The organism is Pseudomonas sp. 14P_5.3_Bac1, from assembly GCF_025466135.1.
Classification (GTDB): domain Bacteria; phylum Pseudomonadota; class Gammaproteobacteria; order Pseudomonadales; family Pseudomonadaceae; genus Aquipseudomonas.
The window spans coordinates 51,489-66,067 of the sequence record NZ_JANLOF010000007.1; the positions used below are offsets into that span (position 1 = coordinate 51,489).

Below are 14,579 nucleotides of genomic sequence, written 5' to 3' on the forward strand. Positions count from 1 at the left end.
GTCACGTGCGCCACAAACCATAGCGCCATCAACCTGGCGCTCTCAGTCAACTCTGACCGCTGCGTTCAAGCAACAGCAAAGCTCAAGAATTAAAGTTGAAGCGCCAGGGGAAGCAACCCCAGCTCACAACTCCAATAATAGAGCGACGTCAATGAAACTGAACGCATCCTTGCCAGCGTGCCTGGCTTTCAGCTTCGTATCACTTGCCGCCCAGGCTGCTGAGGGCCCTCCTCCGCCTTCCGTCAGCCAGCCCAGCGGTATCAACCTGGGCGGCACCAGCTTCTACGACGGCTTCGCCGGGCCACCCGGGCTGACGCATCAGACCTACCTGAAGTTCAGTACGTCCAGCAGCATTCGTGACAATGCCGGCAAAGACAACCGCAACTTCGATAACCCGAAAATCAATGTCATTACCCTGATCAACCAATTCAGCTATTACTCACCCAACACCATCGGTGGCGGCGCGCACCTGGGCTGGAGCCTGTTGGTCCCGGTGGTCTCCCTGGACGGCGACTTTGGCGACAACGGTGTCAAGCTCAAGGACAACGGGGTCGGTCTGGGTGACGTCACCGTCGGCCCGCAGATCCAGTTCGACCCGATCGTCAACGCCGAGGGCCGGCCCGTGTTCGTGCAGCGCGTGGCCTTCGATACGATCCTGCCCACCGGCAAGTACGACAAACACAAGGACTTGAACCCCGGCTCCAATTACTTCTCCTTCAACCCCTACTGGGCCGCCACCTTGATGCCGGCACCGCGTTGGGAAGTGAGTTGGCGCTTGAACTACCTGTACAACTTCAAGAACGACGACCCGGCCAGCAGTTCGGCACAGTTCTATGAAGGGCGACCGGTGCGCGACACCCAGGCAGGGCAGTCGGCCTGGGCCAACTTCACAGCCTCGTACGAGGTGTTCCCGAAGGTCTCGGTCGGGATCAACGGCTATTACTTCAGGCAGATTTCAGATGACCAGGCCAACGGCGATCGCCTGAGCAATTCTCGCGAGAAGGTACTCGGCATCGGCCCCGGCCTGTTCTGGAAAATAACCGAGGACAAGGCCTTCTGGCTCAATACCTATAAAGAGACCGGCGTGGAAAACCGCAGCAAAACCGATTACGCCGTGCAGGTTCGCTACGTTCACAAGTTCTGACTGAGGTGATGTTTGATGAATGCGCTCAACTCCATCGACAGCAAGAAATCACTGGGCGCTATTTGCCTGATGATGGTCATTTCCCTGGGCACACTGCAGATCCAGCCGATCCTGGGTGGCGCGTTGATTGATCAGCTGGGTGTGCCGCTCAATGCCATCGGCGTGATTTTCGCCGCTGAGCTGATCGCGATGGCCATCGCCTGCGGCGTATGTGCGCTGCTGATGGCACGTGTCGACCGCCGCCGCTTTGCGCTGGTTGCCTTGTTGATATTGGCCGCCGGCAACCTGGTCAGCACCCAGCTTCACAGCCAGGCGTGGCTGGTGGTTTTCAGGGTGATCTGCGGTGCCAGCGGTGGCGCGGTCATGGCGGTGGTGTATGCAACCGCTGCGCTGCGCAGGTCAAAAGACGCGACATTTGCCGTGATCAATATCGGCAACCTGCTCTGGGGCATGCTGCTGGTGACGTCCATGCCCCTGCTCTTGCAGGCGTTTGGCGTGCAAGGTGCCTTTTTCCTGCTGGCCATCACCAGCCTGCTTGCCGCACTGGGTTGCTGGAGAATACCCAGGCACTACTCAGACGCCCATCGCATTGCCCACGGTGCAGCCCGGCCGTTCGGGCTGACCTCCATGCTGCTGATCGCACTGTTTGCGCTGCTGTTTTTCGGGCATTCCGCCCTGTGGGTGTATCAGGAGCGAATCGGCAAGAGTCTGGGCCTGGAGCCCCAGCAGATCGGCGCCATCCTCGGTGGCAGCATCCTGGCCGGCGCCCTGGGGGCGGGACTCTCCGGGATGATCGGACGACGCCTGGGTTTGTTGTTCCCACAACTGTTGAGCTTTGGCACCGCCTTGCTGGCGACGCTGATAATGGTCTACGGCGACAGTACCGTTGCGTTCGCCACCACGGCTTGCCTGATTCATATGGTGTGGTTTTTCAGCTTGCCGTATCTGCTTTCGATGGCCGCCGAACTGGACCCCTCCGGTCGATTGGCGGGCCTGGGCAACGCCGCGATTTTCGTCGGCCAAGGGCTTGGCCCCTTTGGCGCCGCGCTGGTGGTGGGTGATGGACACTTTCGCGCGGTGGGCTGGCTGGCCGCCTGCGCTTATGTGCTGGCCTTGATCATCTCGTGCCTGGTGGTGGCTCGCTTCCGTCGAGGCGTGAAGCCTTGTGGGCAGGCGCTCTCGACGCAATCGGCCTGAATGTCATTAACGAAACCGATCCATGAGATGAAGCGATGAATACTCCATTCCCCAACACCCCCGAATTTTCCGGGGCGCTGTACACACCCAGCCGCGTAGAAGGCGAGGTGTATGACCTTGAGGTTGAAGGCGCGATCCCCGAGGCGATCCGTGGCACCTTTTACCAGGTGTCACCGGACCCGCAGTACCCGCCCATGCTGGGCACCGACATATTCTTCAACGGCGACGCCCTGGTCAGCGGCTTTTACTTTGCCGATGGCAAGGTCTCGCTGCGCCGCCGCTACGTGTTGACCGACCGATTGGTCGCTCAACGCCGTGAAGGACGTTCGCTCAATGGTGTGTACCGCAACGCCTACACCAACGACCCGCTCGCGGCAAAAAACAACACCACCGCCAACACCTCGGTGATCGCGCACAACAACGTCCTGCTGGCACTCAAGGAGGATGCCATGCCCTGGGCGCTGGACCCGCAGACGCTGGAGACCCTTGGCGAGTGGAATTTCGACGGGCAAATCGACGCTGCGACCTTCACGGCCCACCCCAAGCTCGACCCGGTCACCGGAAACCTGCTGGCCTTCAGTTACGAAGCCAAAGGCGACGGCACACCCGACATGGCCTATTTCGAGATTTCGCCGCAGGGGAAACTGCTGCATGAGATCTGGTTCCAGGCGCCCTACGCCGCGATGGTCCACGACTTCGCGGTCACCGAGCATTACGTGGTGTTCCCACTGATCCCCTTGACGGTGGACGTCGAACGCATGAAAAACGGCGGCCAGCATTTCCAGTGGCAGCCCGAGCTGCCCCAGCTGTTTGCCGTGGTGCCCCGCCATGGGCACGCGCGGGACGTGCGCTGGTTCAAGGGGCCCAAAGACGGCTTCCAGGGCCATACCCTGAATGCCTTCGACGCAGACGGAAAAATCTACCTGGACATGCCGGTCACCGGCGGCAATATTTTCTATTTCTTCCCCCAGGCGGACGGCTTCGTACCACCGCCGGAAACCCTGGCAGCCAGCCTGATGCGCTGGGTGTTCGACCTCCACAGCTCGCAGGATGAGCTGCAACCCCAGGCACTGACGGACTACCCCTGCGAGTTTCCCCGCTGCGATGACCGCTACATAGGCCGCCAGTATGAACACGGGTTCCTGCTCGCCTTCGATCCGCAGCGGCCCTATAACCCGGCGAATGGGCCGATGCCGTTTCAGTTCTTCAACCTGCTGGCGCACCTCAACCTCACAACCGGCGTCACCGATGCCTGGTTCCCCGGTGACAGCGGATGCTTTCAGGAGCCCATTTTCATTCCACGCTCGGCTGAGGCACCGGAAGGTGATGGCTACGTGGTCTGCCTGCTCAACCTGATTGCCGAAGGCCGCAGCGAACTGGTGGTACTGGACTCGGCTGACATGTCAGCGGGCCCTATCGCACGCATCAAAATCCCGTTTCGCATGCGCATGTCGCTGCACGGCTGCTGGGTGCCACGTTAAGTCGGCCTGGCATTCCCCTCTCCTCCAATAGCCACACCCGTCGCCATCCACCCCCCTGGAATGGCACGGGTTGCTTGGCGTTGGAAATCTCGATTCGATGATCGAACACAAAACCCACACTTATTTCGCAATACGAGATTTATGCATAAATCCCACTTTACAGGATTAATGCATAAGCCTAGATTAATCCCATTACTGCCCCGCTCCCGTTCCCCTTTCCGAGAGGACGCTTCATGAAATTCGCAAGCTTCGTTGTTCAAGGCCGCACGACTTACGGTGTGGTTGACGGTGATCAGATAATTGACCTGGAATCGGTCAAAGCCACCTTTGGCGCCGACCTCAAGCAGGCGATTGCCGCCAACCGCCTGGGAGAACTGACCCAGGCCGTGCTCGCGCCACTGCCACGCGTGGCACTGGCAGACGTGACGTTCCTGCCGGTTATCGCGAACCCCGGCAAAGTGCTGTGCATCGGCATCAACTACGCCACCCACGTGCGTGAAACCGGCCGTGAAATGCCGACTTACCCGATGATCTTCACGCGTTTCGCCGACAGCCAGGTGGCCCACCTGCAACCGATCATTCGCCCCAAGGCTTCGCACAAACTGGATTTCGAAGGCGAACTGGCGGTGGTCATCGGCAAAACCGCACGGCACGTCAAAGCGACGGATGCACTGGACTATGTGGCCGGCTATGCCTGCTACAACGATGGCAGCGTCCGCGACTGGCAGAAGCACACGATCCAGTTCGTGCCTGGCAAGAATTTTCCGAACACCGGCGGTTTCGGTCCTTGGCTGGTGACCGGCGATGAAATCGGCGACCCCCAGGACCTGGAATTGACCACGCGCCTGAACGGCGAAGTGATGCAACACACCCGCACCAGCGACATGATTTTCGACGTGCGCCAATTGATCGAGTACTGCTCCACCTTCACCGAACTGGCGCCCGGCGATGTGATTGTCAGCGGTACCACCGGTGGCGTCGGCGCCTTCCGCGAACCGCCGGTCTGGATGAAGCCTGGCGATACCGTCGAGGTCGAGATATCCGGTATCGGCATCCTGCGCAACAGCATCGCCGACGAGCAGTAAGCCATGAAGCCATTGTCTGAATCACAAGCCCCGCCGGAACAGGACGCCGATAACAAAGGCTCGAGCCTGGAACGCATGCTGCGGGTCCTGGATTTATTCACCGAAGCCAGCCCGATCTGGGCGGTCGACGTAATGGGCGCGGAACTCGGTTATACCCGCTCGACCATCTACCGCTACGTTCGCGAACTGGCCGAGGCGAGCCTGTTGTTTCAAGTCGAGGCCGGACGTTACGCGCTGGGCGCGCGGATTATCACCTGGGACCGCCAATTGCGCCTCAGCGACCCCTTGGTGCGCGCGGCACAGTCCCTGGAGCAGGACCTGCCGCGCTGGAGCGAGCAGCAAGTGTGGCTGATCTGCCGGCTGTTCAAGGACCAGGTGGTGTGCATCCACCAACAGGGCGAGTTGTTCAGTGAGGTCAGCTATTCCCGTGGTTCACCCAGGCCGCTGTTCCTCGGCGCCACCTCGAAAGCGATCCTCGCCAACATGACTTCGCGCCAGCACAACCAACTGTTCCTGGAAAACCCCGACGAAGTCCGCGCCAGCAACCTGGGCCACACCTGGGAACAGTTCCGCCGCTCACTGCAGCAACTACGCCGCCAGGGGTATGTCGCCAGCGCGGCTGAAATTGATCCCGGTGTCTACGGCCTGGCGGCGCCGATCCTCGACAGCGACGGCAAGGTGGTTGGCAGCATCAGTTGCGTTCGCCCGATCGAGGAGCGCGACAACACCCTGGAAGCGCAACAAGGGGCACAGATGCTCAGCCTCGCGCAGGTGCTTTCGCAACGCATGGCGGCGCTCACCCACGCCCCCCGACAGCCGGACTGAAACCTTTGGAAGGGAATAACAATGACAACCCTCAACAGCTTCAGCACTCAAGTCCTGATCATCGGTGCCGGTCCCACCGGGCTGACCCTGGCCAACCTGCTCGGCCAGGCCAATGTCGACACGCTGATCATCGACCGCAAGGCCGGTACCGTGACCGAACCCCGCGCCGTCTCGATCGACGATGAATCCCTGCGCACCATGCAGGCGATCGGGCTGGATGACGCCGTACTGCGCGACGTGGTGCCCGGCTACGGCGTGCACTACTTTACCCGCCCGGGCGGTCGTTGCTTTGGCAAGGTCGAGCCCACCGGCAAGGTGTATGGGTTTCCCAAACGTAACGCCTTTCGCCAGCCGTTGTTTGAAAGCACGCTGAAAAACGGCCTTGAGCGCTTTGCGAGCCTGACAGCACGCTTCAATCACGAACTGCTGGAGTTCACTCAAGATCAGCACGGCGTGCGCGCGTTGATCATGGACGCCGATGGCCAACTGCTCGAGGTCAAAGCCAGCTACCTGGTCGCCTGCGACGGCGGGCGCAGCCCGGTGCGCAAGCAACTGGGGATCGAGATGGTCGGGTCCAGCTTCGCCTCACGCTGGCTGGTGGTCGATACCGACCAGGACGACGATCCGTTCTGGCAGACCCGCGTGTACTGCGATGCCAGACGCCCGGTCGTGGAAGTACCCGGCCCGCACCGCACACGGCGCTTCGAGTTCCAGCTCAAGCCTGGGGAAGCCGATGCGCAGGCACTGAGCCCCGAGAGCCTGCACACACTGCTTCGTCCGTTCAAGGGGGATGCCCCGGTGTCCATCGTGCGCAAGACGGTCTACACCTTTCATGCCCGCGTTGCCGAGCGTTGGCAGGTTGGCCGCGTCTTTCTGGCCGGCGATGCCGCACACTTGACCCCGCCCTACGCCGGGCAAGGGATGAACAGCGGCGTTCGCGATGCCCACAATCTTGGCTGGAAGCTGATCGGCGTCATCAAGGGAAAAATGGCCGCGACCGCCCTGCTGTCCTACGAAAGCGAGCGGCGCGACCATGCCTGGGCCTTGATCAAGCTGGCCCTGAACCTGGGCGTGGTCATGGCCCCGGCCACCGTACTGCGGGCTCGATTGATCAGCGCGGCCTTCGCATTGATCGGCCTGGTGCCACCGCTGCGCGATTATTTCCTGCAAATGCGCTTCAAGCCCAAGCCGCGGTTTACCAAAGGCCTGGTGCTGCCCGAAGGCAAAGCGGGAAAGCTGGCCTGTGGGCAAATGTTTCCTCAGCCATTGCTGACCGACGCCCAAGGCCATGCCCACCTGCTGGACGCGAGCCTCGGGGACGGCTTCGCCCTTATTCAATATGGCGACCCTGCCCACCAGCGTCTTGACCAACTGCACCACGGTCTTTGGGACCACCTGGAAGCCAAGCGCATCCTGATCCTGCCCGCGCACTGGCAGACACTGCCCTTGCTCCCGGGCTGCACCGTGCTGCAAGACTGCGAAGAGGCGCTCAAGGGCGTGCTCGGCGACAGCCAACAGTTTTTGCTGCTACGCCCGGATCGCTATATCGCCGCCATCTTCGACATGGCCACCCAAGACCAGACCGCCGAATCATTGCAGACGCTGTTCGGCATCACCCTGACGAACAACTGCGCGGCTGAGCCACGCATGGCGCCCGTCTACCCCTGAACCTTCAGCCCCAGAGGTGTTTATGCAAACCTTGCAGACTTCCACACCCGCACGCCTGTGCTATCTGCACCTGGCAAGCAAAGATCCCCAGCAGCAAGTCGAGTTCTATCGGCGTCTGCTGGACATGGACGGCCTGGCGCAAGCCGACGGCAGTTGGCTGCTCCAGGGACCCCAGCGCGCCATGCTGATTTCGCCCGCCGACCACAGCGGCCTGCTCGCCGCGGCGTACGACCTGGGCAGCCAGCCGCGCTTGAGCGAGCTGCACGCGCGCCTGGTAGCCAAAGGGTGCAGCGTCGAACCGCTCGACTCGCCGTTGCTGGAAGCGGGCGCCTTTCAAATCCGTGATCCCCAGGGACGGCAAACCGTCTTTGGCGTCGCCCGCAACGCATCCACGGCCAACCCCAAGGGCATGCCGGGACGCCTGCAGCACGTGGTGTTCCAGACCACCGAACTGGAAGCGATGATCGACTTCTACGTCAACACAGTGGGCTTCACCGTCTCGGACAATGTCGTGGACGAGCAAAGCGGCCAGCTCACCACCTGTTTCCTGCGCTCGGACGATGAGCACCATTCACTGGCGTTTTTCCGCGGTTCGAAAAACGAATGGGACCACCATTGCTACGAAACCAATGAATGGAACGACATTCGCGACTGGGGCGACCGTTTCGCCAAGGAGCGCATCACCCTGTTCTTCGGCCCGGGTCGCCACGGTCCCGGCAACAATCTGTTCTTCATGGTGGTCGACGCTGACCGCAACCGCCTGGAGTTCTCTGCCGAGCTGGAAATCACCGAAGCCAGCCGTCCACCCGGGGTCTGGCCACAAGAGGAATACACCCTCAATTCCTGGGGGCGCGCCTGGATCCGAAGCTGAATACGTTCAACCACAGGGCCTGCCCTCTCCTCCCCTTAAATTGACGCGGCTACCTGCCTCTAAGGTAAGACAATGACAACTCCAATCATCGCGCCCTACGCCATCAACGGCGACCAGTACATCAACGGCACCTGGCGTGCAGGTCGTTCTGCACGACGCCTGGACGACCGCAACCCCTTCAACGGCGAGTCTTTGCTGGAAATGCCCCTGGCCTCGGTGGCCGACCTGGACGACGCCTACCAGGCCGCCCGGCGCGCGCAAACCGATTGGGCAGCGCTGCACCCGACCCAACGCAGCGCGCAGTTGGAAAAACTCGCCCAGGTCATCCAGAACCGTCGCGAAGAAATCATCGACTGGCTGATCCATGAGTCCGGCAGCACCCGTATCAAGGCGGGCATGGAATGGCAATTCACCCTCAGCCTGGTGCGCGAGTGCGCAACGCTGCCGATGCAGGTCGAGGGCCGGATCCTGACCAGCTACAAGCCTGGCGAACAGAGCTTCGTGTTTCGCGAGCCACTGGGGGTGGTCGGTGTGATCAGCCCGTGGAACTTCCCGCTGTACCTGAGCATGCGCTCAGTGGTCCCGGCACTCGCGCTGGGCAATACCGTGGTACTCAAGCCGGCCAGCGATACGGCGGTCACCGGCGGCCTGCTGATTGCCCATCTGTTCGAAGAAGCCGGTTTCCCGGCGGGCTCGCTGAACGTGGTGGTCGGCGCAGGTTCGGAGATAGGCGATGCGTTCGTCGAGCACCCGATACCGAGCCTGATCTCCTTCACCGGCTCCACGGATGTGGGCCGCAATGTCGGACGTATCGCCACCGGCGGCAAGCACATCAAGCGCGTGGCGCTGGAGCTGGGCGGTAACGCGCCGCTGGTGGTGCTGGCGGATGCGGACATCGAGATAGCGGCACATGCCGCAGTGGTCGGGCGTTTCCTGCACCAGGGCCAGATCTGCATGAGCGTCAACCGGGTTATTGTCGACCGCTCGCTGTATGCCGACTTCGCGGCGCTGGTGGTCGAGCGCGTGCGCAACCTCAAGACCGGAGACCCGGCCCTGGCCGACACAGTGATCGGGCCGGTGGTCAACCAGAGTCAGCTCTATGGCCTGCTGGGTAAAATCGACGCCGCCGAACGCGCCGGCCTCAAGCAACTGTGCGGCGGCCAGGCGCGCGGCCTGGTGCTGCCGGCCCATGTCTTCGGCGAAGTGGGCCCCGACCAGGCCCTGGCCCGGGATGAAACCTTCGGGCCGTTGTTGCCGCTGATGGTGGCAGAAAATCAGGCGCATGCCCTGGAGTTGGCCAACGCAAGCGAGTACGGTCTGTCGAGTGCGGTGTTTACCCGTGACATGGCGCGCGGCTTGAGTTTTGCCCGTGGGATTGTGGCGGGCATGACCCACATCAACGACATTACCGTCGATGATCAGCCGAATGCTCCTTTTGGCGGCGAAAAGAACTCCGGCCTGGGGCGCTTCAACGGCCACTATGCTCTGGACGAATTTACCCGTGCACATTGGGTCACCTGGCAAGCCGGGGGCCATCACTACCCGTTCTGATCGCGTGCCAGGATCGGGCAAGGCTCAGCCTTCGCCCGGTCAGCCAACACCAAAAATAAAAAGGGCGAAACAATGAATAATCTAGCCTGTGTGTCCACCGAACAGGTCGTTTGTTCTGACCGGCTGATGAAGTGGAAAGAGTTCATGAGTGATCACCTGGGCCGCACGCCGGAGTATATAAAGCGCCTGGAATCCACCAGCATCGACCCGTTGCAGGACGGCAACTTCCAGGGCCGGCTGGAATACGGTGACCTGGGCCAACTGCGTTTTTGCCGCATGACCGCCAGCGCCCATCGTTACTCACGCCACCTGAGCCAGGCGCTCGACGTGCTCGACACGCCGCGCATGCTGATCCTGCAAATCGCCGGGGTCAGTCATTTCGACCAAGGCCAGCAACACAGCACCGTCGCGCCGGACGAAATGCTGCTGGTCGATTGCGGCAAACCCTTTAGCGTCACGAGCCCCCAGGGCTGCGAGCACTTTCTGCTACTGTTCCAGGGCGCCAACGGGCAACTGAAACACCCCGGCGACATGCACCTGAACGCCCGCAATGGGCTGGGCCGCATGCTGATGCACCTGATCAGCGACGCCTACCAGCACTATCCGTTGCTCAACAGCCACTCGGCCGCACTGATCGGCGACAGTATCGCCGGGCTGCTGGACAACGCGCTGAAGAACAAGCAGGACGAAAAACAACTCGAACATGACTTCCGCTTCTTCAAGCAGAACCGCCTCAAGGCCTATATCGAGCGCCACCTGGCCGACCGCGACCTGAGCACCGAGCGCATCGCCAACGCAGAGCAGTGCTCGGTGCGCAGTTTGCACCGCGCGTTTCAGGATGAGTTGGGGTGCAGTGTCAGCGAATACATCTGGCAGCGTCGGCTGTCCCGTTGCGCCGAAGACCTGCGTAACCGCGAACAAGCCCATCGTTCCCTGACCGAGATCGCCTATGCGTGGGGCTATGGCAGCAGCTCGCACTTCAGCCGGCACTTCAAATCGACATTTGGCATGTCGCCCCGATTGTTCCGGGAAACGGCCAGCGAAAGCCGGGGTTAGTCGCCAGCCGTTTGCGCATCAAGCGCCTCAACTTCGACGCAAGAGGGTATTGGGCGCAACACCAAAGGCCTTGCGAAACGCGTGGCTGAAATGGGAGAAGTCAGAAAACCCGAAGTCCAGCGCCGCCTGGGACACGCTGCGCACCTGGCCACGCTCGATCGCCTCACGGCTGGCATTCAGACGCTCCTTCCAAATCTCTGCAACCGGGGTTTTCTGGTACCGCGCGAAGGCGCGCGTAACGGTTCGCGTGGACACATTGTGGGCTTGCGCGATGACTTCAATCGACAGGTCCGGCTCGGTCAGGTGCCGTTGAATGTACTTCATGATGCGGCCGTAGAGGTCCAGCTCCTGGTGGGTTGTCTTCAGGTCCTGGAGTTCCAGGCTGATCACCAGCAGGTCAATCAATGCGCCTGAATAACGATTCGAGATGTGCTCATCCTGCAACGACGTCGGTGCGCTCGCAGCCTGTCGCAACATTTCACGCAGTGGAATGACACCGGGGCGCCGGTCGTCGAGGACCATCGCCGTGTAATCGGCGATCCGTGGCAGACGCTCGGTCAGCAAGGCTCGCGGAATACGGACCAGGTGGTTTTCGGTACCACCGAAGCTGAATCGAAACGCTTGAGTTGCGTCATAAAGAAACAAATTTCCGGTTGCCAGGTTGGCTTTTCTTCCGCCTTGCTCAATTTGTCCATGGCCATTTCGGGAGAAGCCCAACCATAAATCTTCAGCCGGTCCGCTGCGCAGGTGCCGCTCGGAGCGTTCCCAGTAATGCAGCGGCGATGACAACGAACAGATGTCCAGATCGCCCACAGTGTTGATGGCAAGCGCTCCGTCAAAACTGCTCTGGGACAAGGGTTTGCTATCTGCCGACAGGCAATGGCGGCAGACCACCTCTTTCCAGTAATCAAAGCGACGGGGCGCCGCTACGGCAAGGGTCGAATACTGCGTGCTTGGGTTCATGGCACTGACCTCAACAACGATGCAATTGACGCTCGATAGGTTTTGATTTGCGGCCAATATCCAGCCATCAAAAGCAATTAGCAGGCCAAGCGCAGCTGCAGGCCTCTTCAGGTGCTGCCGTGCGATTTCCATCGAGACGTTCGCCAGGCTTCGGTGCTGTCGCCTTCGCCGTCATCCCCATTTAGAAGCACCGCACGTCACGCGGTTGGCTCACGTGCACCAACGCGGACCACAGGTGCAATTGCAGTTCAGCATTGTCTTTTCCAACCAAACGGTTGTCTCGTCGAACAAAGCGCGCCCTCGCCGCCCAGCCTAATTTCCACCTCACAGCAGCTCACCCCACCGCTGATGAGGCATGCCATGCATCGACCCTATTCACAACGAATGGCTGATTCCTCCTGGCTTCTGCAAAGGCGCGACCTCGCACCTGAAGAGTCGGCTTATTGGTTGATTGAATGGTGGGCCATGACGCTGCTGCACCGATGGCAGGTCGCCAAGCGCGACCTGCCGCCGAAGCGCTGACGCCCACCCGTAGGCCTGAACGAAAATAACGAGGAGCTCAACATGGAATCTGCAATCGACACACATCTCAAATGCCCACGCACCCTGTCCCGCCGCGTGCCCGACGAGTATCAACCGCCGTTCCCGATGTGGGTCGCGCGCGCTGACGAGCAGCTGGAACAGGTGGTGATGGCCTATCTCGGCGTGCAATATCGTAGCGAGGCCCAGCGCGAGGCTGCATTGCAGGCAATGCGCCATATCGTCGGCAGCTTCAGCCTGGCCGATGGCCCGCAAACCCATGATTTGACCCACCACACCGACAGCAGCGGTTTTGATAATTTGATTGTGGTCGGGTACTGGAAAGACCCTGGCGCCCACTGTCGCTGGTTGCGCTCATCCCAGGTCAATGACTGGTGGAGTTCGCCGGATCGGCTCAGTGACGGCCTGGGCTATTTCCGCGAAATCACCGCCCCGCGCGCCGAGCAGTTCGAGACCTTGTACGCCTTCCAGGAAAACTTGCCCGGTGTCGGCGCAGTCATGGATACCACCAGTGGCGAGATCGAAGAACACGGTTACTGGGGCTCGATGCGCGACCGCTTCCCGATCTCCCAGACCGACTGGATGAAGCCCACCACTGAGCTGAAAGTGGTCGCGGGTGACCCTGCCAAAGGCGGACGGGTCGTGGTGCTGGGGCATGACAACCTCACCCTGATTCGTTCAGGCCAGGATTGGGCGGATGCCGAGGCGGACGAACGCTCGCTGTACCTCGACGAAATTTTGCCGACCTTGCAGGACGGCATGGACTTCCTGCGTGACAACGGCCAACCCCTGGGCTGCTACAGCAACAGGTTTGTGCGCAATATCGACATGGACGGCAACTTTCTCGACCTGAGCTACAACATCGGCCATTGGCGCTCGGTGGAAAAACTCGAACGCTGGGCCGAATCCCACCCTACCCACCTGCGTATTTTCGTGACGTTCTTCCGCGTGGCCGCGGGTTTGAAAAAGTTACGGCTGTACCACGAAGTGTCCGTGTCAGACGCCAAGAGCCAGGTATTCGAGTACATCAACTGTCACTCGCAGACCGGCATGTTGCGCGACGCGCTGTCGCCAACCGCCTGAGCGCCATCGGCGCTTACAGCCCAATTTCGGCTTCCTTGCCACCCTCCCCGGGTGGCCCGGTCTCCCTGTGCGAGGAATAAAGATGAATAAGATTCGCCTGCTGACACTCTCCACCCTGTTGCCCGCACTTCACGCGAACGCCGGTGAAGTAGCCCCTGGCGACTATGAGCAATACCCGGTCGGCGCGACCATCGGTGCGATTTATTACCAGCACTCCACCACGGACTCGGCTTACGCCAACGGGCACAAGGTCAGCTCTGACTACAGGTTGAGCTCAGACGTCGGCATTCTGCGTCTGCTCCATGTCTACGCGCTCAGTGACACGGTCACCATCGACCCGCAATTCCTTTTGCCGTTCGGGCACGTCTCCAGTGCAGGTGATGCCTCGACGCTGGGCAGTACCCGTGGCGTCGGCGACTTGATCCTGACCGCGCCGGTCAAGTGGCGGCTCAACGAAGCCCGCGACACCCTCAGTATCGCCCCCTATCTGTACGTACCCACCGGCACCTACGACAAGAATGACGCGCTGAATATCGGTGAGAACCGCTGGAAGTTCGAACTGCAGAGTGCCTACGTCAAGCACTTCACAGAACAATGGGCAATGGACCTGGTCGGCGGCGCTACCTGGTATGGCGACAACACTGATTATGGTGCGAATGCCGACCGTATGAAGCAAGACGTTTCCTACGCAGCACAGATCATGGGCCGTTACATGCCGGACGCCACCACCGCATTTGCTATCGGCTTCGGGCGCACCTGGGGAGGCGAGACGAACGTCGAGCACGTCAATCAGGATAACGAGTTGGGGACAACCAACTTCCGTCTGACGGCCACCAAATTCGTCACCCCCAAGGACCAGATCCAACTGCAGTTGGGCAAGGATCTCTCGGTGGACTACGGCGCCAAGGAAGACTTTCGCATGAACCTGCGTTACGCCCGCATCTTTTGACGCAGCGTCCACCGGACAGCCATCGCAGACCTCTGCTGCCTTGGCGCAGGGCTGTCCGGCTCAGCCAAGTCGATGTCTTTTCCAACCAAGCCTGCGACCGCAGGCGCGGACTATCTTGAGCACCAAGCCCACCGATATTGACGAGTACACAGTGCTCTTCGGCCAC

At 60.9% G+C, this 14,579-nt stretch carries 13 protein-coding genes; 12 read left to right on the forward strand and 1 reads right to left on the reverse strand.

What is annotated here, in order from left to right; all coding sequences use genetic code 11:
- Positions 1-151 precede the first annotated feature (151 nt).
- The 9 genes from NTD89_RS01320 to NTD89_RS01360 all read left to right on the forward strand — a co-directional run bounded on the left by NTD89_RS01320 (position 152) and on the right by NTD89_RS01360 (position 10,878).
- Complete coding sequence (locus tag NTD89_RS01320; RefSeq protein WP_145163518.1) at positions 152-1,144, forward strand: transporter; 993 nt, start codon at positions 152-154, stop codon at positions 1,142-1,144.
- 15 nt (positions 1,145-1,159) lie between these two features.
- Positions 1,160-2,341, forward strand: coding sequence for an MFS transporter (locus NTD89_RS01325; RefSeq protein ID WP_145163516.1), 1,182 nt, complete (start codon positions 1,160-1,162; stop codon positions 2,339-2,341).
- Between the two features lie 35 nt (positions 2,342-2,376).
- Complete coding sequence (locus NTD89_RS01330) at positions 2,377-3,822, forward strand: carotenoid oxygenase family protein (protein WP_262206200.1); 1,446 nt, start codon at positions 2,377-2,379, stop codon at positions 3,820-3,822.
- 233 nt (positions 3,823-4,055) lie between these two features.
- Positions 4,056-4,907, forward strand: coding sequence for a fumarylacetoacetate hydrolase family protein (locus NTD89_RS01335; protein ID WP_262206202.1), 852 nt, complete (start codon positions 4,056-4,058; stop codon positions 4,905-4,907).
- 3 nt (positions 4,908-4,910) lie between these two features.
- Positions 4,911-5,732: an IclR family transcriptional regulator gene (locus NTD89_RS01340; protein ID WP_262206203.1), complete on the forward strand. Its 822-nt coding sequence runs from the start codon at positions 4,911-4,913 to the stop codon at positions 5,730-5,732.
- A gap of 21 nt (positions 5,733-5,753) precedes the next feature.
- On the forward strand, positions 5,754-7,400 hold the full coding sequence (locus tag NTD89_RS01345) for a bifunctional 3-(3-hydroxy-phenyl)propionate/3-hydroxycinnamic acid hydroxylase (RefSeq protein WP_262206204.1): 1,647 nt from the start codon (positions 5,754-5,756) through the stop codon (positions 7,398-7,400).
- A gap of 22 nt (positions 7,401-7,422) precedes the next feature.
- Positions 7,423-8,271, forward strand: coding sequence for a VOC family protein (locus NTD89_RS01350; protein ID WP_242200150.1), 849 nt, complete (start codon positions 7,423-7,425; stop codon positions 8,269-8,271).
- Positions 8,272-8,343: 72 nt separating this feature from the next.
- On the forward strand, positions 8,344-9,822 hold the full coding sequence (locus NTD89_RS01355; protein ID WP_262206205.1) for an aldehyde dehydrogenase family protein: 1,479 nt from the start codon (positions 8,344-8,346) through the stop codon (positions 9,820-9,822).
- Between the two features lie 72 nt (positions 9,823-9,894).
- Complete coding sequence (locus NTD89_RS01360; protein ID WP_145163502.1) at positions 9,895-10,878, forward strand: helix-turn-helix domain-containing protein; 984 nt, start codon at positions 9,895-9,897, stop codon at positions 10,876-10,878.
- 27 nt (positions 10,879-10,905) lie between these two features.
- Here NTD89_RS01360 and NTD89_RS01365 read toward each other — a convergent pair whose 3' ends face one another.
- Positions 10,906-11,841, reverse strand: coding sequence for a helix-turn-helix domain-containing protein (locus NTD89_RS01365; RefSeq protein WP_145163500.1), 936 nt, complete (start codon positions 11,839-11,841; stop codon positions 10,906-10,908).
- 360 nt (positions 11,842-12,201) lie between these two features.
- Here NTD89_RS01365 and NTD89_RS01370 point away from each other — a divergent pair, with 360 nt between their 5' ends.
- From NTD89_RS01370 to NTD89_RS01380, 3 genes are all read left to right on the forward strand, one after another.
- On the forward strand, positions 12,202-12,363 hold the full coding sequence (locus NTD89_RS01370; RefSeq protein WP_178119716.1) for a hypothetical protein: 162 nt from the start codon (positions 12,202-12,204) through the stop codon (positions 12,361-12,363).
- A 42-nt stretch (positions 12,364-12,405) separates the two neighbouring features.
- Positions 12,406-13,464, forward strand: a complete 1,059-nt coding sequence (locus NTD89_RS01375; protein WP_262206206.1) for a phenylacetaldoxime dehydratase family protein — start codon at positions 12,406-12,408, stop codon at positions 13,462-13,464.
- Positions 13,465-13,546: 82 nt separating this feature from the next.
- A complete protein-coding gene (locus NTD89_RS01380; RefSeq protein WP_262206207.1) occupies positions 13,547-14,413 on the forward strand; it encodes a transporter in 867 nt (288 codons plus the stop codon).
- The last annotated feature ends 166 nt before the right edge of the window (positions 14,414-14,579 follow it).

Excerpts from the sequence above, each read along its gene's own strand:
- NTD89_RS01360 (WP_145163502.1), top strand. The coding sequence starts at position 9,895 with ATGAATAATCTAGCCTGTGTGTCCACCGAACAGGTCGTTTGTTCTGAC.
- NTD89_RS01355 (WP_262206205.1), top strand. The coding sequence starts at position 8,344 with ATGACAACTCCAATCATCGCGCCCTACGCCATCAACGGCGACCAGTAC.
- NTD89_RS01325 (WP_145163516.1), top strand. The coding sequence starts at position 1,160 with ATGAATGCGCTCAACTCCATCGACAGCAAGAAATCACTGGGCGCTATT.
- NTD89_RS01335 (WP_262206202.1), top strand. The coding sequence starts at position 4,056 with ATGAAATTCGCAAGCTTCGTTGTTCAAGGCCGCACGACTTACGGTGTG.
- NTD89_RS01375 (WP_262206206.1), top strand. The coding sequence starts at position 12,406 with ATGGAATCTGCAATCGACACACATCTCAAATGCCCACGCACCCTGTCC.
- NTD89_RS01365 (WP_145163500.1), bottom strand. The coding sequence starts at position 11,841 with ATGAACCCAAGCACGCAGTATTCGACCCTTGCCGTAGCGGCGCCCCGT.
- NTD89_RS01345 (WP_262206204.1), top strand. The coding sequence starts at position 5,754 with ATGACAACCCTCAACAGCTTCAGCACTCAAGTCCTGATCATCGGTGCC.
- NTD89_RS01380 (WP_262206207.1), top strand. The coding sequence starts at position 13,547 with ATGAATAAGATTCGCCTGCTGACACTCTCCACCCTGTTGCCCGCACTT.
- NTD89_RS01330 (WP_262206200.1), top strand. The coding sequence starts at position 2,377 with ATGAATACTCCATTCCCCAACACCCCCGAATTTTCCGGGGCGCTGTAC.
- NTD89_RS01370 (WP_178119716.1), top strand. The coding sequence starts at position 12,202 with ATGCATCGACCCTATTCACAACGAATGGCTGATTCCTCCTGGCTTCTG.
- NTD89_RS01350 (WP_242200150.1), top strand. The coding sequence starts at position 7,423 with ATGCAAACCTTGCAGACTTCCACACCCGCACGCCTGTGCTATCTGCAC.
- NTD89_RS01320 (WP_145163518.1), top strand. The coding sequence starts at position 152 with ATGAAACTGAACGCATCCTTGCCAGCGTGCCTGGCTTTCAGCTTCGTA.
- NTD89_RS01340 (WP_262206203.1), top strand. The coding sequence starts at position 4,911 with ATGAAGCCATTGTCTGAATCACAAGCCCCGCCGGAACAGGACGCCGAT.